Source organism: Rhodococcus sp. MPR-R1B (assembly GCF_058793255.1).
The window spans coordinates 1-20,342 of record NZ_JBXAFO010000012.1 but is presented as its reverse complement, the minus strand read 5'-3'; the positions used below and the strand labels follow the sequence as shown (position 1 = coordinate 20,342).

The 20,342-nt window shown below is 61.4% G+C and carries 16 protein-coding genes; 7 read left to right on the top strand and 9 right to left on the bottom strand.

Annotated features, from left to right (window positions below; all coding sequences use genetic code 11):
* The first annotated feature begins 99 nt into the window (after positions 1-99).
* Positions 100-549, top strand: coding sequence for a winged helix-turn-helix transcriptional regulator (locus AC1Q61_RS17810; RefSeq protein ID WP_007735410.1), 450 nt, complete (start codon positions 100-102; stop codon positions 547-549).
* On the opposite strand, the gene AC1Q61_RS17805 is transcribed toward AC1Q61_RS17810, so the two are convergent.
* From AC1Q61_RS17805 to AC1Q61_RS17795, 3 genes are all read right to left on the bottom strand, one after another.
* Positions 525-1,517: an iron-siderophore ABC transporter substrate-binding protein gene (locus AC1Q61_RS17805; protein ID WP_042923329.1), complete on the bottom strand. Its 993-nt coding sequence runs from the start codon at positions 1,515-1,517 to the stop codon at positions 525-527. The two genes, AC1Q61_RS17810 and AC1Q61_RS17805, sit on opposite strands and share 25 nt — an antisense overlap.
* Positions 1,518-1,700: 183 nt before the next feature.
* Entirely contained in the window at positions 1,701-3,104 is a 1,404-nt protein-coding gene (gene lpdA, locus AC1Q61_RS17800) for a dihydrolipoyl dehydrogenase (RefSeq protein WP_003941477.1), read from the bottom strand.
* A gap of 49 nt (positions 3,105-3,153) precedes the next feature.
* Positions 3,154-4,029 (bottom strand): dipeptidase, encoded by an 876-nt coding sequence (locus tag AC1Q61_RS17795; RefSeq protein WP_492651031.1) that lies wholly within the window; start codon positions 4,027-4,029, stop codon positions 3,154-3,156.
* 344 nt (positions 4,030-4,373) lie between these two features.
* Here AC1Q61_RS17795 and AC1Q61_RS17790 point away from each other — a divergent pair, with 344 nt between their 5' ends.
* The 3 genes from AC1Q61_RS17790 (at position 4,374) to AC1Q61_RS17780 (ending at position 8,831) form a co-directional block, all read left to right on the top strand.
* On the top strand, positions 4,374-5,423 hold the full coding sequence (locus AC1Q61_RS17790) for an alpha/beta hydrolase (RefSeq protein ID WP_007733735.1): 1,050 nt from the start codon (positions 4,374-4,376) through the stop codon (positions 5,421-5,423).
* A 255-nt stretch (positions 5,424-5,678) separates the two neighbouring features.
* Positions 5,679-6,695 (top strand): alpha/beta hydrolase, encoded by a 1,017-nt coding sequence (locus AC1Q61_RS17785; protein WP_003941485.1) that lies wholly within the window; start codon positions 5,679-5,681, stop codon positions 6,693-6,695.
* Between the two features lie 84 nt (positions 6,696-6,779).
* The gene (locus AC1Q61_RS17780) at positions 6,780-8,831 is read left to right on the top strand and encodes a prolyl oligopeptidase family serine peptidase (protein WP_075832594.1); all 2,052 of its coding nucleotides are present in this window, start codon (positions 6,780-6,782) and stop codon (positions 8,829-8,831) included.
* Positions 8,832-8,835: 4 nt separating this feature from the next.
* On the opposite strand, the gene AC1Q61_RS17775 is transcribed toward AC1Q61_RS17780, so the two are convergent.
* A complete protein-coding gene (locus AC1Q61_RS17775) occupies positions 8,836-9,669 on the bottom strand; it encodes an alpha/beta hydrolase family protein (RefSeq protein WP_042923332.1) in 834 nt (277 codons plus the stop codon).
* Positions 9,670-9,720: 51 nt separating this feature from the next.
* A complete protein-coding gene (ppk2, locus tag AC1Q61_RS17770) occupies positions 9,721-10,635 on the bottom strand; it encodes a polyphosphate kinase 2 (RefSeq protein WP_037129644.1) in 915 nt (304 codons plus the stop codon).
* Between the two features lie 145 nt (positions 10,636-10,780).
* On the opposite strand from ppk2, the gene AC1Q61_RS17765 reads away from it, so the two are divergent.
* Entirely contained in the window at positions 10,781-10,984 is a 204-nt protein-coding gene (locus tag AC1Q61_RS17765; RefSeq protein WP_042923334.1) for a PspC domain-containing protein, read from the top strand.
* Between the two features lie 271 nt (positions 10,985-11,255).
* Here the strand turns inward: AC1Q61_RS17765 and AC1Q61_RS17760 are convergent, their stop codons facing one another.
* The 4 genes from AC1Q61_RS17760 to AC1Q61_RS17745 all read right to left on the bottom strand — a co-directional run bounded on the left by AC1Q61_RS17760 (position 11,256) and on the right by AC1Q61_RS17745 (position 16,306).
* Complete coding sequence (locus tag AC1Q61_RS17760) at positions 11,256-12,701, bottom strand: wax ester/triacylglycerol synthase domain-containing protein (RefSeq protein ID WP_007733729.1); 1,446 nt, start codon at positions 12,699-12,701, stop codon at positions 11,256-11,258.
* A gap of 282 nt (positions 12,702-12,983) precedes the next feature.
* Positions 12,984-14,609 carry a chaperonin GroEL gene (gene groL, locus AC1Q61_RS17755; protein WP_003941476.1) on the bottom strand — a complete coding sequence of 542 codons (1,626 nt, stop codon included), beginning with the start codon at positions 14,607-14,609 and terminating at the stop codon, positions 12,984-12,986.
* A 273-nt stretch (positions 14,610-14,882) separates the two neighbouring features.
* Positions 14,883-15,440, bottom strand: coding sequence for a DUF6764 family protein (locus AC1Q61_RS17750; RefSeq protein WP_039973364.1), 558 nt, complete (start codon positions 15,438-15,440; stop codon positions 14,883-14,885).
* A gap of 80 nt (positions 15,441-15,520) precedes the next feature.
* Complete coding sequence (locus AC1Q61_RS17745; protein WP_003941506.1) at positions 15,521-16,306, bottom strand: HAD-IIA family hydrolase; 786 nt, start codon at positions 16,304-16,306, stop codon at positions 15,521-15,523.
* A gap of 82 nt (positions 16,307-16,388) precedes the next feature.
* Here AC1Q61_RS17745 and AC1Q61_RS17740 point away from each other — a divergent pair, with 82 nt between their 5' ends.
* Together AC1Q61_RS17740 and AC1Q61_RS17735 are read left to right on the top strand one after the other, a co-directional pair.
* Positions 16,389-17,537, top strand: a complete 1,149-nt coding sequence (locus AC1Q61_RS17740; RefSeq protein ID WP_007733721.1) for a PucR family transcriptional regulator — start codon at positions 16,389-16,391, stop codon at positions 17,535-17,537.
* A gap of 1,428 nt (positions 17,538-18,965) precedes the next feature.
* Positions 18,966-20,282, top strand: coding sequence for a wax ester/triacylglycerol synthase domain-containing protein (locus AC1Q61_RS17735; RefSeq protein ID WP_492651030.1), 1,317 nt, complete (start codon positions 18,966-18,968; stop codon positions 20,280-20,282).
* The last annotated feature ends 60 nt before the right edge of the window (positions 20,283-20,342 follow it).

Here is a 20,342-nt window from a genome sequence, read left to right as displayed (position 1 = left end):
TGAAGAGTAAATGCGTTCTGCAACCATCATGCACTTATTTTTCGTAAGTGCAACACGTCGAGTTAGCGCTATGGGATCGTGCAGTAGTAGCCTGGGTTCATGACCAGCACCGACTCACCTTCACGTGCTGCCCAGACCCCTGATCCGAATGCCGACGTCGTGGACCCAACGCTCGAGGCTGACGTCTTCGCTCGCGGGTGCAACTCTCGGGCGGCATTGCAGAATGCAACCGGACGCTGGGGCGCACTCGCGCTGGCGGCATTGAACGAGGGCCCGTACCGGTTCAGTGCCCTGCGCCGACGCGTCGACGGAGTCAGCGAGCGCATGCTCTCGCAGACCCTGCAAACACTCGAGCGGGATGGCCTCGTGCACCGTGAGGTACTCGAAACCATCCCGCCCAAAGTGGAATACAGCCTGACCGAACTCGGCGCCGACGTCGCCGCAAAGATCACGGCCCTGATCGAACTACTCGAATCGCAGGTGCCGAAAATCGTTGCGTCACAAGCGTCGTACGACGCCCGGAATCAGCTCAACTTGTCCGAGAGCTGAGCGATGAACTCGTCGAATGCGTAGGGAACGCTCAGCACCGTCGGAGCGGACGTAGCCATCGCGTAGTCCATTCCGACCAGACGAACCAGACGGCCGTTCGACACCGAGGTCATGTTCGCGAACGGACCGAAGGACATCAGCTTGTCCAGGTTGGTGCCGTCGGCGTCGACGAGAATGAAGACGTCGGCGTCGAGTGTGTCGATGGATTCCATGCCCACGGACACCGAACTGTCGCCGGAAGTGCACACTGCGTCGACACCGGGCGAGGTCTTCACCCCGAGCTGGCCGAGAAGACGGATCCGCGGGTCGGTGCCGCAGAAGACGATCAGGCCCTCGTCGGTGCGCATTGCATACGTTGCGGTTTTGCCCTGGAACTGTGGGTGATCAGCGGCCTGCTTCTCGAAGTACGCCCCGGTCTCGTCGATCAGCGTCTGAGCCTGCTCCGGCTGTCCGAGCGCTGCACCGATCATGCTCATCTGCTTGTCCCACGCCGTATCCCACGGCTGGTCGGGGAACGCGACGGTCGGCGCGATGTCACTGAGACGCTTGTACTCGCCCTCGTCGATGCCGGAGTAGACGGCGAGGATCACGTCGGGATCGAGCCCGAGGATCTGCTCGAACGGGATATCGGGATTGGTCGTCATGAGAACGGGCTTGGCACCGTTCAGACGCGAAGCGTCCCAGGGCAGGATGTTGTTCTCGATGCCGTCGCCGGAGAAGCTCTCCATGGCGACCGGAACCTTGTTCAGCGCGATCACCGCATCCTGGCCACTCCATCCGATGGTCACGATGCGCATAGGCTCCGCGTCGATCGTCGTCGAACCGTAGGCGTGGTCGACGGTCACGGGGAACGCCCCCGCCTCGGCGGCACCCGAATCTTCGGCGTCCGATCCGGAGTCACCTGAGGTTCCACAGGCGGAGAGCGTCAGCGCGACGCAAGCCGCGAGCAGTACGGAACGAGTTTTCATGAGTGGTCCTTCGAAAGCCGAATGGTCGACTCGGGACGCTAATGCGTTGCGCGCCTACACCCCGACTTGAAGGCCTCAGATGGCGGTTTCGCAACACAACTCGACACAAAAGACGAAAAACCCCGTGTGCCTTTCCGGTAGTGCGAACTACCGAAAAGGCGCACGGGGCCGAAGGCCCTGCCGTCAGAAGTTGATCATGTGGCCGGCGAGGCCGTGGATCGCTTCCTGCAGTGCCTCACTGAGCGTGGGGTGGGTGTGGACGTTGCGTGCCAACTCGTTGACCGTGAGGTCCCACTTCTGGGCCAAGGTCAGCTCGGGCAGCAGTTCCGAAACGTCCGGTCCGATGAGGTGCCCGCCGAGCAGTTCGCCGTACTTCTTGTCGGCGATCAGCTTGACGAAACCGGTCGGGTCACCGAGACCGTGTGCCTTGCCGTTGGCAGCGAACGGGAAGTTCGCGACCTTGACGTCGTAGCCCTCGGCCTTGGCCTGCTCCTCGGTCAAACCGAACGAGGCGACCTGCGGCTGGCAGAACGTCGCACGCGGCATCATCCGGTAGTCACCGAGTGTCTGCGTCTCCGCGCCGCCGATGGTCTCGGCAGCGACGACAGCCTGAGCTTCTGCGACGTGCGCGAGCTGCAGTTTGGCGGTGACGTCACCGATGGCGAAGATGTGCGGGACGTTGGTGCGCATGTAGTCGTCGATCGCGATGGCGCCGCGATCGGTCAACGCGACACCGGTGTTCTCGAGACCGAAGCCCTCCACGCGCGGTGCGAAGCCGACGGACTGCAGAACCTTGTCGACGACCACGGTCTCGATCTCGCCGGACTTGTTGTCCTTGATCGAGACGGTGACCTTGCTGCCGTCGTCGCTGATGGACTGCACAGCGGCACCGGTCTTGATGGTGACGCCGAGCTTCTTGTACTGCTTGGCGATTTCCTTCGAGACGTCGGCGTCCTCGTTGGGCAGTGCCCGATCGAGGAACTCGACGATCGTGACGTCGACGCCGTAGTTCTTGAGGACGTAACCGAACTCCATGCCGATCGCGCCGGCACCGACGATCAGGATCGAACCCGGAAGGTCACGGGTGAGGATCTGCTCTTCGTAGGTCACGACGTTCTCGCTCAGCGAGGTGCCGGGCAGCAACTTGGTGTACGAACCGGTCGCGATGATCGCGTTGTCGAACGTGATCGTCTCGGTGCCACCCTTGCTCAGCTCCACGCTGATGGTGTTGGCGTCGACGAACGTGCCCTTGCCGTCGTACTCCGGGATCTTGTTCTTCTTCATCAAGAAGTGAATGCCCTTGACTCGCCCGTCCGCGACCTTGCGGCTGCGATCGAAAGCGGAGCCGAAATCGAAGGACACGTCTCCGGACATGCCGAACGTCTTCGCTTCTTTCGTGAAGATGTGCGCGAGTTCGGCGTTACGGAGAAGCGCCTTGGACGGAATGCAGCCGACATTCAGGCATACACCGCCCCAGTACTTCTGCTCGATGATGGCGGTGCTCAGGCCCAGTTGTGCCGCGCGGATAGCAGCGACGTACCCACCGGGGCCGGCTCCGAGGACAACGACGTCATAGTGTGAGGTCACGATTCACCAGGGTAGTCCTGCATCGTTTCGCTGTCCCCAGATGGTCGTATTACCCGTCGGTAGCCCACACTTCTCGGGCAACTCGGGCGAAATTTCCGCCGTACACGGCCTCGATCGACGGCTCGTCGAAGCCCCGCTCACGCAATACCTGATCAAGTGTCAGCACCTCCTCCGGAGGAGTCCACTGCAGTGGCCCCCACGCGGTGTACGCCTCGGAGAACGACGACGGGTTCTGCTCGATCTCTTCGCGGAAGTCGTCGGCGTCGAAGGAGAAGTCGGAGCCGATCCCGACATGATCGATGCCGACGAGTCCCACAGCCTCTTCGATGTGGTCGGCCATCGCGGACAGCCGAGCCTGGTCGTCATCCGGTCCGTTGACGCCGAGGAATATGCCGACGCCGTTGATCCCGATGACGCCGCCAGTCTCCGCACACGCCCTGGCCTGATCGTCGGTGATGTTGCGCGGATGCTCCCACAACCTTCGGAGATTCGAGTGGCTGTAGATCATTGCTCGCTGGGTGATAGCTGAGATGTCCAACCCCGTCTGTACCGAACAATGTGAGCCGTCGACCGTCATTCCGACGCGATTCATCTCGGCAACCAGGTCACGGCCGTATCCACTCAACCCCGTGTCCGCCAGGTCCAAGCAGCCACAGCCGGCAGCGTTCATGTAGTTATACGTCGGCAACATCGAGCGGATTCCGAGGTCGCAGAAGTACGCGACGTTGGCCAGGTCTCCCTCCAGCGGATTCGAGTCTTCCAGGTCGAAGGCCAGGGCGATTCCGCCGGAGTCCTGAATCTCCACGACGCCGTCGACGCTGAAGACAGGGGTGATCTCCGGGAACTCGACCCGCGCCTGCCACGCGAAACTCTTGGCGATTGCCGTCGAGTCCGCGCGAGTCTGCGGCGAGTAACCGACGTTCACCGAAACGTAACTCCCCGCTGGGCGCTGATATCGGAGAAGATCTTCGACAGACGCGTTCGACTGCAGAGGTAGGCAACAATGTTGTTCCCATAGTGGATATGTCCGGTTCACTCACTAATCCCGTCGATGATCAGGGAAATTCACCTGAAACTGGTCGTACGTTCAGCAAATCTCTGGTTCACTGGCGGATAACGCACCGATGCGGTAGAACTTACAAGACTCACACGCCCTGTACCTATCGACAGAGCATGTACCCAGCATGAATTCCCGTACGGGAACAGCAACAAAGGACCGTTCACTCCTGGGCGGATTCGAAGGAATTTTAGGTGGAGGTTTCTGAACGTATGCGTGCTCGCACTTTCAAGCGTGGCCGTCTGGTCGCCGCTGTAGCCGCAGTATCCGTGCTGCCGATGCTGATCAGCCCTGCAGTGTCGTCCGCAGGCGGAGATCCGTCGACCACCACGGCAACTGTTGCCAAGGCAAACACAACGGGTTCCAAGCTCTCGAGCCGCACGGACAACGGGCGCATCGCCACCATCAAGGTGTACTCCCCTTCCATGGAACGCGATATTCCGCTCGAGGTCATCCTCCCGGCAGACGGCAGCGAACCCCGCCCGACCCTCTACCTGCTCAACGGTGCAGGCGGCGGCGAAGACCGGGCGACGTGGCAGCGCCAGACCGACGTCAACGAGTTCTTCGCTGACAAGAACGTCAACGTCGTCACCCCGCTCGAAGGTGCATTCAGCTACTACACCGACTGGGTGAACGACGACCCGTCCCTCGGCCGTCAGAAGTGGCAGACGTTCCTGACCCAGGAACTCCCGCCCGTCATCGACGCCGAGTTCAACACCAACGGCGTCCAGTCGATCTCCGCGATCTCGATGACCGCGACCTCGGTCCTCAACCTCGCCATCGCAGCTCCGGGCCTCTACAAGGGCGTCGGTGCATACAGCGGATGCGCCGAGACCAGCACACCGGTCGGCCAGTCCTCCATCGAACTGGTTGTGGGCATGCGCGGCGACGCTGACGTGACCAACATGTGGGGCCCCCTCGACGGCCAGGGCTGGATCGACAACGACCCCGTCGTCAACGCCGAGAAGCTCCGCGGCACCGAGCTCTTCATCTCCACCGGCTCCGGACTCCCCGGCCCGCACGACACCCTGAACAACGAGGCGATCAACGGACAGGTCGGCACACTCGCCAACCAGGTGATCGTCGGCGGCGTCATCGAGGCAGCAGTCAACTACTGCACCCACAACCTCGCCTACCGCCTCAACGATCTCAAGATCCCGGCCACCTTCGACTTCAAGCCGACCGGCACCCACTCGTGGGGCTACTGGGAAGACGATCTCCACAACTCCTGGCCGATGCTCGCTCGTTCGATGGGCATCTGACCGAAATCGTTCCGACTCGACCCCGCTCCCTGCACTTCCGGGAGCGGGGTCGAGTGCTTGTCTGGGCCGATTCGGGGGTTAATTCGGGGGTTAATTCCGGGGCCAATTCAATTGTCAGGCAATCGAATCGCGTCACTTTCTGCGCCCGCTCTGCTTTACTGACACATAACAAAAAGTGAACCTGTTCCGGTAAGGGCTCACAGGCACTTCGATCCGTTCCGGATCCGAAGACATTCAGGTGGAGGATCCGAACGTATGCGTGCTCGAATTTTCAAGCGTGGCAGTGTGATCGCAGCTCTCGCAGTGGCCACGGTGCTGCCGATGCTGATCAGTCCGGCGACAGCTTCTGCGGGCGGTGACACGTCCGGATCCCACGTCGTGAGCAACACCAAGACCGGCGACCGCAAGGTCACCATCTCGGTCTTCTCCCCGGCGATGGATCGCAACATCCCGCTCGAGGTCATCCTCCCCGCAGATGGCAGCGAACCCCGCCCGACGCTCTACCTGCTCAACGGTGCAGGCGGCGGCGAAGACTCGGCGACCTGGCAACGCAAGACCGACGTCATGAACTTCTTCCAGGACAAGAACGTCAACGTCGTCACTCCACTCGAAGGCGCGTTCAGCTATTACACCGACTGGGTGAACGACGATCCGGTTCTCGGTCGCCAGAAGTGGCAGACGTTCCTGACCAAGGAACTCCCGCCCGTCATCGACGCCGAGTTCAACACCAACAAGGTCCAGTCGATCTCCGCGATCTCCATGACCGCGACCTCGGTCCTCAACCTCGCCATCGCGGCTCCCGGCCTCTACAAGGGCGTCGGGGCGTACAGCGGATGCGCTGAGACCAGCACCCCCGTCGGTCAGAGTGCGATCGAACTTGTCACAGGTACCCGCGGCGGAGCTGACATCACCAACATGTGGGGCCCGCTCGACGGTCAGGGCTGGAAGGACAACGATCCGGTCCTCAACGCCGAGAAGCTCCGCGGCACCGAACTCTACGTCTCCACCGGCTCCGGACTCCCCGGCCCACACGACACTCTCGCCAATCCCGCGATCAACGGTCAGGTCGGTGCGCTCGCCAACCAGGCGATCGTCGGCGGCGTCATCGAGGCAGCGGTCAACTACTGCACCCACAACCTCGCCTACCGCCTGAGCGATCTGAAGATCCCGGCCACCTTCGACTTCAAGCCGACCGGCACCCACTCGTGGGGCTACTGGCAGGACGATCTCCACAACTCCTGGCCGATGCTCGCTCACTCCCTGGGCGTCTGACCCGATTCGTTCTCACTCGACCCCGCTCCAGTGTTTCGGGAGCGGGGTCGAGTGCTGTCGGGAGCGAGCAGTAAGAATGGACGTATGACTTCCGATCAGCAGCCCACCACCGGCGACGACCCCTACCTCTGGCTCGAAGACGTGACCGGTGAGTCTGCACTCGATTGGGTCCGTCAGCACAATGCCGTGACCGAGGAGCAGCTCACCGACAACGAGCGCTTCGATCGACTACAGAGCGACGTCCGCGAGATCCTCGATACCGACGCGCGAATCCCCTACGTCCGCCGTCGAGGTGAGTTCCTCTACAACTTCTGGCGCGACAGCACCCACGTTCGCGGATTGTGGCGACGCACGACGTTCGATCAGTACGTCACCGACGACCCGGAATGGGACGTCCTGGTCGACCTCGACGCCCTGGCCGAGGCCGAGGGCGAGAACTGGGTCTGGAAGGGCACGCAACTTCTACGGCCACACCGCAACCGTGCATTGATCAGCCTCTCCCGCGGCGGGGCAGACGCGGCGGTCGTTCGCGAGTTCGACATCGACAAGCGCGAGTTCCTCGCTCCCGAGGGCGAGAATCCCGGCTTCTACCTTCCCGAGGCCAAGACCGACATCGACTGGATCGACATCGATACCGTCTACGTCGGAACGGATATCGGACCGGGGTCGCTCACCGATTCCGGATATCCCCGTCTGGCCCAGCGGTGGAAGCGCGGCACTCCCCTCTCCAGCGCCGAGACCGTCTACGAGGGCCAGGCCACGGACGTGGCCATCTCGGCTTCGCACGATCCGACGCCCGGGTTCGAACGGGACTTCGTCACTCGCTCGGTCGATTTCTACAACTCTCAGCATTTCGAAGTTCGCCCCGACGGTGAACTGGTGCTCGTGGACGTCCCCGAGGACGCCGGGATCTCGATTCACCACGAGTGGTTGTTGATCCGCACCAAGTCCGTGTGGGCCGTCGAGGACACCGAATATCCGACCGGCGCACTGCTTGCCATCCGTTACGACGATTTCCTTGCCGGCTCACGAGCACTGACATCGATCTTCGAACCCGACGCACATTCCTCGCTCGAGCACTACACCTGGACACGCGATCATCTGATTCTGGTGGTCCTGACCGACGTGCGCACGACGCTGCGAATCCTGACGCCGGGCGAAAACGGCTGGGAGGATCGACCTTTCGAAGGGCTTCCAGAACTGACCAGTATCGAAATTCTCGACACCGACCCTGATGTCAGCAACGAGTACTTCGTCAATTCGAGTGGATACACCTCCCCTGCAACTCTTTTGCACGGCGTGATCGGCGAAACCGAACCCACTGCCCTCAAGCAGGCTCCCGCGTTCTTCGACGCCGAGGGCATCACCACGGAGCAGTTCTTCGCCACCTCTGCCGACGGCACCCAAGTTCCGTACTTCGTGGTGCGCAGTCCGCGTAGCGAGCCCGGCCCTACCCTGCTCTACGGGTACGGCGGATTCGAGATCTCGCTGACACCGTCGTACAGCGGTTCTCTGGGCCGTGCCTGGCTGACGCAGGGCGGAACCTATGTGGTTGCGAACATTCGTGGTGGCGGCGAGTACGGACCCGGTTGGCACACACAGGTTCTCAAGGCCGGGCGCCACAAGGTGCACGAAGACTTCGCTGCCGTCGCGAGAGACCTCGTCGATCGCGGAATCACGACCCCGGATCTTCTGGCAGCTCAGGGCGGTAGCAACGGCGGCCTGCTGATGGGCATCATGCTGACCAAGTACCCCGAACTCTTCGGCGCCATCGTCTGCCAGGTCCCGCTGCTGGACATGCGCCGATTCCATCTCCTGCTGGCCGGCGCGTCCTGGATGGCCGAATACGGTGACCCCGATGTCCCGGAGGAGTGGGCATTCATCTCGGAGTACTCGCCGTATCAGAACATCGACGCCGCCGCGTCGTACCCACCGATCCTGATCGCGACGTCCACCCGCGACGACCGCGTCCACCCCGCGCATGCCCGCAAGATGGCCGCACGGCTGGAAGAGCTGGGCAAGCCGGTGCTGTATTTCGAGAACATCGAGGGTGGCCACGGCGGCGCCGCGGACAATGCTCAGCTGGCCTTCAAGACTGCGCTGACCTACGAGTTCCTCTGGCAGAAACTCGCCTGATCTTTCAGCGGTCGCGCAACCACGCGACGACGCGCTCGCTCACAGCGGTGGGATTGCGTATCCAACCGTTGTGACCGAGTGGTTCGTCGATGTGCGTCATCGTCACTTGGGCCCCGGAGAGCTTGTCCACCAGGTTCTTTGCCGACCGGCGTGGAGCGAGATCGTCCCCTTCGATCGTGATCGACAGAACCGGCAAGGTCAGGCGGGCGATCCGCTCCTCGTAGTCGATATCCGCACCGATGGGTTCCATGCGACCGGTCCTGGCGAACCGGGCCCAATCGGTGATCAGTACTTTCGACTGTCGACCGAAGCCGCCGACGTTGACCCGGTCTCCCGGCCAGAAGCCGGCGATGTTGGCTGTCACCGACATCGCGGACGAACCCAGATAGAGTCCGGGCGCACGGATTCCGGGGAATCCGCGGTGATACGGCGATCCGGAGGCAACCAGGATCAGTCCGCCGAGCCGGCCCCGAATCCTCGACGCGTACATCACCCCGATCTGGCCGCCCATGCTGTGCCCCATCAGAAAAGGTGTGCTGGCCGGGAACCGCTCGCTCACTACCTCGAATGTCGCCGGACAATCGATCGAGACCAGTTCCTGATATCCGAAAGCACTCGACGCGCTCGGGCGCGGTTTGCTGTCACCTTGGCCACGCAGTTCACCGATGGCCGCGTTGAAGCCGGCTTCGACCAGGGCCTGCGCCACCGGATCGTAGAACCCGGCGGGAACTCCGAGCCCGGGCAACATCACCACCACGGGTGCGTCGTCGTTCGGTCCGGGAAACAGACGGATCGGGGTCACGGTGCCGTCGGGGAGTTGGATCGGTACGGTCTCCATTCAACTCACACTAACCACCCACGCCGCGGATGGGCAGAGCCCACGCGCCGACTATTCGAGGCTTCCCACGATCAGCGGATCCGGAGTACCCACGATCTCGTAATCCTTGTTGTCGTAATCGAACTGACTGAGCACGTGACGCATCGCGTTTATCCGTGCGCGTTTCTTGTCGTTGCTCTTGATGACGGTCCACGGAGCGGTGTCGGTATCGGTGAACCGGATCATCTCTTCCTTCGCCGCCGTGTACGCATCCCACTTGTCCAGAGAAGCGATGTCCATCGGCGAAAGCTTCCACTGCCGCACGGGATCGACCTGTCTGATCGCGAACCGCGTGCGCTGCTCCAGCGGGGAAACCGAGAACCAGAACTTGATCAAGCTGATGCCGTCGTCGACGAGCATCTGCTCGAACAACGGCACCTGGCGCAGAAAACGCTCGTGCTCCTCGTCGGTGCAGAAGCCCATGACCCGCTCGACCCCGGCCCGGTTGTACCAAGACCGATCGAACATCACCAGTTCCCCGGCAGCCGGAAGGTGCTGCACGTAGCGCTGGAAGTACCACTGCGTCGACTCGCGGGCCGACGGCTTCTCCAGCGCCACGACGCGAGCGCCGCGAGGATTGAGGTGCTCCATGAATCGTTTGATCGTTCCGCCCTTGCCGGCAGCGTCGCGTCCTTCGAACACGATGGCGTGCCGTGCGCCGGTTTCCTTCGACCAGTTCTGCAGCTTGAGGAGTTCGATCTGCAGCAGACGCTTGGACATTTCGTACTCGTCCCGAGGCATCCGTGCCTCGTACGGGTAGCCCTCCCGCCAAGTGTCGACCTCGAAACCGTCCGGCGACGTCAGCAGCACCGGATCGTCGTCGTCATTGTCGTCGACGGTGAAGGCGGCGGTGTCGGCCAGATCGACGGCGGTCGAAAGATCCGCGAAGGCGCTGAGGAACGGTCGGCGTTCTGCTAAATCGGTCACCGCCGACAAGTTAGTCTCCCGCAGCAACCGTTCGGTGAAGCTGGGATGAACTACCGGGGTATGACACGGCGGACTCAAAAGATCAGGGTGCAAATGGGGGTCGTCCCCGATGGTGCGCGGCGCCATCTCGCTTCAGAATTGAAGCATGACATTCGAAAGCAACATACCTCGCCCCTTCACCCGTTCCAACGACAAGAAAATGTTCGCCGGAGTGTGCGGCGGAATTGCAGATTACTTCGGCGCCGACGTCAATCTTGTCCGTCTACTCGCGGTTATCGCCGCTATTTGCACGGGTGGAACCGCGGCTTTGGTATATCTCGCCGCCTGGATGCTCATGCCGTTAGGTTGAGAATTCCGGCACTTGGCATGGCGAGAATTACGCGCCGACAAAAGGTATTTCGGGGCCTACGCGCCAACACGAGCAGGCCCCGAAATCAACAATCTACTTGGCGGCCTTCAACTCTCCACCGCTGAGCGCAGCGAGGGCCTCGAGACCCTTGACGGCCAGGCCACTGACGCTGCCCAACCAAGATGTTCAGTGGTTCACTTGGGACGAGCAAATGACGCCGATCAGAAAACTCAGGGAACGACAGGCGGCGTAAAGCTGAGGTGTCGAGAGATTATCGTTCGACCAACTCACGATTTTGGTCGGAAACTGCCTGCAGAAGCGCCGTGAACCCCACCCGCAATAATTCGATGTAGTGCTCGATATCTGGCATCGTCTCTCGCGAGACAATGACATTGAGCGTCAGAGAACCTCCACGCGCAGCAATGAGGAAGTGGCGCAGAATGTCTCCGTCGACCGGCGCCTGCCCGCCGAGAACTGCCACCGCCGGCGCACCTTCGAAGACATTGCCGTCGACCGATACCGGGACATTGCTGATCGTCGTGTTCTGAATGACCTTGTGCGAAGGGTCAAGCTTGTTGATCCGACGCGAGAGACCGGTGAGTCTGAGCAGAGCCGCGGGCGACGTTTCGATGCGTGTGCCGTATCGACGGACGGCTGGGTGCAAACTCCGCCCCTTTGCCATCAGCGCCGAATCCCTGATTCGTGTCAGCCGCTCGACCGGATCTTCGACGTCCGTGTGCAGATCGACCGTCAACAGCGCCAGTTGGTTGGCCGATTCCCATTCGGCGATCTGCCGCATCGATCGGGGAACCATCGCCGCCAACCCACTGCCTGATTTCTCGCCCTTCTCCGACAGGTATGCGTCGAGAGCGCCGGCGACGACGGTCAGGAAGATGTCGTTGACCGTCACGTCCGGAACGGCCGCTCGGATCGCTTTGATGTCTGCGCCGTCCAGCGTCAGGAAATCGATCGTGATGTCTCCGCCCAGCATGCCGTTGAATCGGGTCGGCAGGCGGTCGGCCGAGTACGTAGGCAGCTCTCCGGCCTCTTCCGCCTCCCGAACCGTCTCGGCCGCAACCTTTGTCACGGACAGACCCCGGCCGAAACGGATCGCCTGGCCGGGCAAACCCACGACCGTGCGCCCGATCAAATTCAGCGACGAAAGCCCCGAACCGGCACGCTTCGTCTCCGGCTTCGGCGGACCGGAGAACAGAAGGTTGGTCAGATCGCGGATCGCCAGACCGTCACCGGCCCCGTGGTGGGTCTTGAGCATGATCAGCGTCAGATTGCCCGGTAGCTCGTCGATCCCGTGCACTCCGGTCATGACGTGCAACTCCCAGGGCGGCCGGGACAAGTCCATCGGCTCACCGAGCGAGCGCCCGAGCAATTCACGAACCGGCGCCCACCCGGCAACCGGGGCACGATGGACGTGCACGTGATCACCGACGTCGAAATCGGCCGGGACCCAATAGGGATAGTCCAGATCCAGCGGAACTCGCTGGAGTCGACTCGTGAACAGTGGCCAGTATCCGAATCTTTCGGTGATCCACCGAACCGCGTCGTCGTGCGTCATCTCTGCGAGCGGATGGCCCGTCGTGTCGAAGAAGTAGGCGCAGACCATGTGGCTCAGATGTCCGCCGGACTCGTTGTAGACGAACTCCGCGTCTCGCGGCCCCATCTGAGATACCGCGGCTGGCAACGAGTTCCGAAAGATCATGCATGCCCCTCAATTCCGACGCTGAACGAATGTCCGAATTGTAGCGAGCTGACATGCCGATCCTCTGGGTTCTGCTCGGAATCGTTGGGTATCACCGGATCCAGCAATCGGAAAAGGTGCCTGTGATTCCGATCGATCAGGAGGCAACCTCTTGGTTAGGTGAATCCGCAATCTGCATCGCGGCTGCCGCTGCCAAGTCATCGAAACTTGCCTCCCCCGCACGAGCAAAAGCCCGGCCCACCGAATGGTGGGCCGGGCTCTAGGAGCTAGGTGGAGATGGACTCAGAAGTCCATGCCGCCCATGCCGCCGGTCGGATCGCCTGCAGGCGCTCCGGCCTTCTCGGGCTTGTCAGCGACAACGGCTTCGGTCGTCAGGAACAGAGCCGCGATGGACGCTGCGTTCTGCAGTGCCGAGCGGGTGACCTTGACCGGGTCGTTGATGCCTGCAGCGAGCAGGTCGCCGTACTCGTTGGTCGCAGCGTTGAGGCCGTGACCTGCGGGCAGGTTGGAGACCTTGTCCGCAACAACGCCGGGCTCGAGGCCTGCGTTGAATGCGATCTGCTTGAGCGGAGCGGACAGTGCAACGCGAACGATGTTCGCGCCGGTTGCCTCGTCACCTTCGAGCTTGAGGTCGTCCAGTGCGGGAGCTGCCTGGAGAAGTGCAACGCCACCACCGGCGACGATGCCCTCTTCGACGGCTGCCTTTGCGTTACGCACTGCATCTTCGATGCGGTGCTTGCGCTCCTTGAGCTCGACCTCGGTAGCAGCGCCGGCCTTGATGACTGCAACGCCGCCGGCCAGCTTGGCCAGACGTTCCTGCAGCTTCTCACGGTCGTAATCCGAGTCGCTGTTCTCGATCTCGGCGCGGATCTGGCTGACACGACCGGCGATTGCGTCGGCGTCGCCGGCACCCTCGACGATGGTGGTCTCGTCCTTGGTGATGACGACCTTGCGTGCCTGGCCGAGGAGCTCGAGGCCTGCGGTCTCCAAGGAGAGTCCGACCTCTTCGCTGATGACCTCGCCACCGGTGAGGATGGCGATGTCGGCGAGCTGAGCCTTACGACGGTCACCGAAGCCGGGAGCCTTGACGGCAACAGACTTGAAGGTGCCACGGATCTTGTTGACCACGAGGGTGGAGAGAGCTTCGCCCTCGACGTCCTCGGCGATGATCAGGAGCGGCTTGCCGGACTGGATGACCTTCTCCAGCAGGGGCAGCAGGTCCTTGACCGTGGAGATCTTGGAGCTGACGAGCAGGATGTACGCGTCTTCGAGGACGGCTTCCTGACGCTCTGCATCGGTGGCGAAGTACGCCGAGATGTAGCCCTTGTCGAAGCGCATGCCCTCGGTGAGCTCGAGCTGCAGGCCGAAGGTGTTGGACTCCTCGACCGTGATGACGCCTTCCTTGCCGACCTTGTCCATAGCCTCGGCGATGAGCTCACCGATGGACGGGTCGCCGGCGGAAATACCGGCGGTAGCAGCGATCTGCTCCTTGGTGTCGATCTCCTTGGCGGTCTCGAGCAGGCGAGCTGTGACAGCCTCGACAGCCTTCTCGATGCCGCGCTTGAGGCCGAGCGGGTTCGCGCCGGCTGCGACGTTGCGCAGACCTTCACGGACCAGTGCCTGTGCGAGAACGGTAGCGGTGGTGGTGCCGTCGCCAGCGACGTCGTCAGTCTTCTTGGCGACCTCCTTGACGAGCTCGGCGCCGATCTTCTCGTACGGGTCGTCGAGTTCGATCTCCTTGGCGATGGAAACACCATCGTTGGTGATCGTGGGGGCGCCCCACTTCTTTTCGAGAACGACGTTGCGACCCTTGGGGCCCAACGTCACCTTGACAGCGTCGGCGAGGGCGTTGAGGCCTCGCTCGAGGCCACGACGTGCCTCTTCGTCGAACGCGATGATCTTTGCCATTGCGAAGTGATCCTCCGGATAGGGGGTGACACACAAGGTGACCGCTCGTCGGGTCACCTCATCGGCACAAGGCGACCGTTTGACCGGTCACCTCATTACACGGGCGACCGATTTGCCTGGTCACCCATCTACGCCTGTGGTCTAGTCAGTGCCCGCGACGGACGACCGGGGGTGTCTATGGTTCCCGGTCTCACTGCCTCGACCTGGCACTCACGGTTCGCGAGTGCCAACTGCATTTTTAGCACTCGAGCGTGCCGAGTGCAAGGTTGAGCCTCAGCCCGCGATGCAGAACTGTCCGTTACTCAAATTGACCGCGAACGAGAGCACTCCGACGCAGTCGACGCCATTGGCATCGGCTGTAGCGCCCGCCCCGTAACCGGCGATGGCGAAGGTGACATTTCCGTCAGCCGCCCCGGCCCGCGCGATACCGCCGCCGAGCGCGAATGCCTGCGCCTGACCGTTACCGCGAGACGCCCCCAGCGCGGTTCCGAAGCCGTTGGCATATGAATTGGAGTAGCCGTTGTCGGCGGCGACGCTCACTGCCGTACCGCTCTCGGCGGCACCGGCCTGCGCGCGGCCGGCTCCGACGGACTGCGCGCCGCAGCTCGCGGTCTCGGAGACCTGGATGTCATTTGCCGACGGCGGCGAGACACACGCGACGGGCGCCGCGGAAGCAGCTCCCGCACCGGTCAGCGCCAGCCCGGCGGCGAGCCCCATACCTACAGTCATCACAGCCCCTGTTCTCGCCAGGCGGCCCCCCAACCGACTACTGGAAATTCCGCTGACTCGAGAGTATGAGCGACGGAACCAGACTGACGAGATCAAGGGCATAGAAACTCCTTCGTGGAACAAGTTCATTGGATTCGGGCGCGAGAGTACCCGCTCGAGTGAAGTCCGTCACCCCCGCCTGGTCAAGCCTCGAGGACGACCCCGAGAAGGGCCGGGAGATCCGCGACCGAATCGATGACATGATCGGGCTTCTGAACCGAGAGGTCGAGCACTGTTTGCCGAAACTTGCCTGTGCGCACCAGAACTCCGGTCAGGCCGACCCGCTGCGAGGAGAGGACGTCCCCGATCAGATCGTCGCCGACCATCACCGTCGCCTCAGGTTCGACATGCATCAACTCCGTGGCTGTCAGGAACCCCGTGAGAGACGGTTTACCCACTGCGGCGATGTTTACACCCGCCACTTCCTCGAAGCCGGGCAAGTACGTTCCGGTGTCGATCCGAAGGCCGTCTACGGTCTCCCACATCATCCCGCGGTGCATCGCGACGACGGGCACTCCGGCGAGCAATAGTTCGAGCACTCGGCTCAGCGCCTCGTGGGTGAACTCCGGGCCGGCGCCGCCGAGAATCACGACCTCGGGATCGGCGTCGTCGAACTCGATTCCCTCGAGATCGGCGGACACGTCACCGTGATTGAGTACCCACGCCCTCGCGTCCGGGTACGTCGCCCGCACGTACTCCCCCGTGAGCCTGGCGGCAGTAACTATCTGGCTCGCCTCCACCTCGATACCGGCGTCGCACAACCCCTGCGCGATGAGTGTCGAACTGCGCGAGGTGGTGTTGGTCAGAAACCCACAGGCCAATCCGCGCCGCCGAACTTCGCGTACTGCTTCCCCTGCTCCCTCGATCGGCTGCCAGGACGTGAGCAGGACTCCGTCGATATCGAACAGAACACCTTCGATGTCGGCCATTGCACCAGCCTATATTCGCCATCGAGGTCCTGCCGAGGCGTCGAAACCCGAAATCCGTCCATCGCTCAGTAGGCTCCCACCCATGGACCTGCGCGACGACGACCTCTTCTCCGTTGCCGGTTCTCTGGCCGAATTGCTCGGCGCTCCCGTCACGATCGAGGACGAGAACTCGACGGTTCTCGCGTACTCCGGCGGCGAGCAGGCCGTAGACGAAGCTCGCATCGGCACGATCCTCGGTCGGCAGGTACCCAGCCGATTCCGCCAATTACTCTCCGATGCAGGAGTATTCGATCGGCTTCACCGAGAGAGCGATCCCATCTACGTCGACCTCGAAGACCCCGCGATCACGCCGCGACTGGTTATCGCAGTTCGCGAGAACGATCACCCCGTCGGCTCGATCTGGGTCGCACTGGCCGGAACACCGACGCCCACACAGGAATCGATACTTCGTTCCGCGGTATCTGTCGTGGCCGAGAGAATCGCCTCGGAGCGTGACCGGGTCGACAGCACACGTCGTCGCCAATCCCAGCGCGTCCAAGCACTGATCGGCGGTGGCGAACCCGCATTCCGCGCCGCCGACGACTTGCGGTTGGCAGGTCCGCTCACGGTGGTCGCGGTCGGAACCGTCACGGGACCACTGCCGGCGGGGTTGGTCGCCTCCTTGAGCTTGTACCTGGACACTCTGGCCGTCGACGCCGTGATCGCACAGTTGATCGACTCGACGTACCTTGTTGTCGGCGCTGACGAAGCGAACGCCCGCCGACTGTTGGAGGACTTCCTCAGCCGCGCCCGCACACGAGCACAACTTGCCGTTGCGGTGGGCCGCACCGTGAAATCAGCCAGCGAATGCCATTTGTCACGCGCCGACGCCGACCATGTTCTGGGCGCGCTGCGACACAACCGGTCCGGCGGGATTGTCGCGGGTATGAACGACACCTTGGCGTCGGTACTGGCCTTACATGTTGCCGACATATTCGACGGACTGAGCACCGCCACACCTATGCACGCCCTGGAAGGGTACGACCGTCGACATGGAAGCGAACTCGTCGCAACGGCCCACACCTTCCTCGACAAGGGCGGTGATGTCGCGAGTTCCTCCGCAGCATTGCATGTTCACCCCAACACTCTCCGCAATCGATTACGCCGCTGCAAGGAGATGTGCGGGGTTGACCTGAGCGACGCGGACACTCGACTGATCCTGATGCTTCAGTTCAAACTACGAAGTTCCTGAGCCGGCGAAGAAGGTATCGGAGCATCTCCCGTGCCGCTCCACTTTGGGGGGTATTCGACAAAATATCACCCAAAAGTATTAACGACCAGTCCGCCAAAAGTCATAATTACCGGCCACGATTCCCAAAACCCAGCAATTCGGCAATCATCAATCTTGCAATCTGGTTAGCGTTCCGCAAGATCTTCCTCTCACGGCCCAAATAGGCCATTTTGGTTGCCTGACCAGCACAAATGAAACACGTTTCAGTTTGGTTCTACAAATTCCTAGTCAAAGTGGACTTGCTCGAGCTAACCTCATTCCCGTCACGCCACATAAGACCCCGAACGCCACACGGATCTCTTAGCAGAACGATCGCAAGGGTCCGTGCACTAGTCGAACCTGCTCTTTGTGGAATGCAACAAGCATGCGCCGATGTACAAAAAGTCTTCCAGATCTATCGAAAGGATGGAACTTCATATGATCGCAATGTTCCTTCAAGCAACGGCTGCGTTGTTCACCGGATTACTGGACAATGTATGGAGCGGATCCCTAGTGCCCGGCATCGAGGGCGCCACCGGCTCGCTAGCCGGATTAATCGAGACCGGCTCATCGCAACCCTGATCCATTTCAGAACATCACCCAACGACAGGAGTAAACGATGGATCTAGGATCGATGGTGCCTTACCTCAAGGAACCGATAATTTTGCAGATCATTTCATTGCTCGTATACAGAGGCTCCATGGCGTCAGTCGACTTCGACTGGCAACCCCCACTCGGCTGACTTCAACAGAATTTCCTACCGTGATAAAAATCTACCGCAAGGAGCGTTAGCATAGTGGATACAGCAAGTATAATCGACGCAGTCACGAGCATTGATTCGCAATCATTGCTACCCCCGTTCGTTTATGTGCAGGCAATAGTCGACGGCATCTTCAAGTCTATCTCCGCAGCCATCAACCTAATGGCTAGCGGTTCTGCAGGTATTGGTGGAAGCATTCAGACCGCCCTCGGCTCGACCGTTGCCCCGTAGTCGGGAGAGGAGACAATAATGTTCGATCTTTCAATGAGCTATCTGTCGGATCTGGTGGGATTTGGCTCAATCGACCTAGTAGGTACGTTCGCGAAGTATCTCAACACCCTGTCCGCGTACACGCCGACGCCGCTCTAAGGAAAGGTGATTTACAATGCTGCAAAGATATATCACCAGTTTGATCGCCTGGGCTACTGGGACCATAGAGTTGACCGGCCTGGGAAGTACCATTCTGCAGAAGTAAATTCTCTGGTGCAACTTCTCTACTCTGAACTTCGATGATCCCCGAGGCTCCAATTCGCCTCGGGGGTCATTTCGCGTTCCAAGCACGAGAGTTTTCCAGGCACGAGAGTTCCGGGCCACGAGAGTTCCGGGGCACGGACACTTTGATCCGGCACCCGCCACGTGAGGAGTTCGACATGAGACTGCCCAACCTGCTGGATGCGGCTGTCACACAGGTGAATCCGCGAGACGCGGACTTCGTCTACAACGAGTCCGCCGGCCACCTGAAGCATCTGGTCGGCGTGTACTTCTTCGAAACATCTCAGCACCCAGCCGCAGAATTCACGCAGGCGCAAGCCGTCGATTGGGTCACCGCCAGGCTCGGACACAATCGCATGTTCACCCACCGAATCCAGCACACGCCACTGGGACTCGGCCATCCGTACTGGGTTCCAGACCCCAACCTGGATGTGGGCGACCACGTGCGGGTCAACGCGATTTCCGAGCCGGGTTGGGCACCATTTCAAGAAATGCTCAGCGCCCTGCTGACCTCGAGAATGGATCTCAGCCGCCCACCCTGGGAACTGCACTTTTTCACGGGGATCGAGGGGCTTGACGCTCTACCCGGCAGGCTGACGGCGGTTGTGCTCAAGTCTCATCACAGCGCGGCCGACGGAATCGCGATCCGAATGCTGGGTGAAGCCATATTTTCGGATGCGCAACGGCCGAGGAAATCAGCACCTGCAATACGGTTCCTACGGGGACGTCTCTTCACGCGATCAGTGCTGAGTTTCCCCGGCCAACTTATCCAGTTCGCCAAGAGCATTCCGGGCAATCGGGCTGCTGCCCGTGCGGTAGTCGAGGCGAAGAGTGCTGGAGAATGGGACGAGTGCATCTACGAAAGTACTAGCACCCGCTTCAACTGCAAGGTAAGCGGGTCGGCATTGGTGGAGCCGATCATCCTCGCAGGCAACGAGGTTCGGCATGTGAAGAACGCAGTCCCCGGAGCGACTGTCAACGACGTCCTTCTGGCTGTGGTCGGTTGCGCGATGGCGCGATACCTTACCGAGAAGAGCGAAGCGCCTCGAGGTTCTCTGTTCGCGATGGTTCCGCGGTCCATGCGCAAGCAAGAGGAGTGGGAGTCCGCAAACCAATTGGTGAATCTGTCCGTGAACATGCACACCACGATCACGGATCCGCTGAAGAGACTCGCTCTCATCGCAGAGTCTGCACGCTCGGAGAAGGCCCGTACGTCCCACACAGCGGTCCGGCGGATGAGCACAGTGTTGGAGACCCTACCCGCTCCGATAGCGCGGTTGATGGCATATTCACGTCACCATGACGACTACAAGCCGGATGGGCCGCGGTATCAGCACACGATGGTGAGTAACATTCCGCTCTCGGTCAACGGACTGACCCTGAACGGGGCATCTGGCACTGCCGTACTCGCTAATCAAGCACCGGTCGACGGTGACGGGCTGCGGCACTTCATGGTAGCTGTCAACGTCGGATGAAAAGTGATCGGTGATCGTCGGACGAAAATTCACCACCCGGCTTGGATTTAGTCCCTGCTG

Coding starts and splice junctions, on each gene's coding strand:
- AC1Q61_RS17735 (WP_492651030.1), top strand. CDS start 18,966: ATGAGACTGCCCAACCTGCTGGATGCGGCTGTCACACAGGTGAATCCG.
- AC1Q61_RS17765 (WP_042923334.1), top strand. CDS start 10,781: ATGACATTCGAAAGCAACATACCTCGCCCCTTCACCCGTTCCAACGAC.
- AC1Q61_RS17810 (WP_007735410.1), top strand. CDS start 100: ATGACCAGCACCGACTCACCTTCACGTGCTGCCCAGACCCCTGATCCG.
- AC1Q61_RS17740 (WP_007733721.1), top strand. CDS start 16,389: ATGGACCTGCGCGACGACGACCTCTTCTCCGTTGCCGGTTCTCTGGCC.
- AC1Q61_RS17760 (WP_007733729.1), bottom strand. CDS start 12,701: ATGATCTTTCGGAACTCGTTGCCAGCCGCGGTATCTCAGATGGGGCCG.
- AC1Q61_RS17780 (WP_075832594.1), top strand. CDS start 6,780: ATGACTTCCGATCAGCAGCCCACCACCGGCGACGACCCCTACCTCTGG.
- AC1Q61_RS17775 (WP_042923332.1), bottom strand. CDS start 9,669: ATGGAGACCGTACCGATCCAACTCCCCGACGGCACCGTGACCCCGATC.
- groL (WP_003941476.1), bottom strand. CDS start 14,609: ATGGCAAAGATCATCGCGTTCGACGAAGAGGCACGTCGTGGCCTCGAG.
- AC1Q61_RS17750 (WP_039973364.1), bottom strand. CDS start 15,440: ATGCCCTTGATCTCGTCAGTCTGGTTCCGTCGCTCATACTCTCGAGTC.
- AC1Q61_RS17785 (WP_003941485.1), top strand. CDS start 5,679: ATGCGTGCTCGAATTTTCAAGCGTGGCAGTGTGATCGCAGCTCTCGCA.
- AC1Q61_RS17745 (WP_003941506.1), bottom strand. CDS start 16,306: ATGGCCGACATCGAAGGTGTTCTGTTCGATATCGACGGAGTCCTGCTC.
- AC1Q61_RS17790 (WP_007733735.1), top strand. CDS start 4,374: ATGCGTGCTCGCACTTTCAAGCGTGGCCGTCTGGTCGCCGCTGTAGCC.
- AC1Q61_RS17805 (WP_042923329.1), bottom strand. CDS start 1,517: ATGAAAACTCGTTCCGTACTGCTCGCGGCTTGCGTCGCGCTGACGCTC.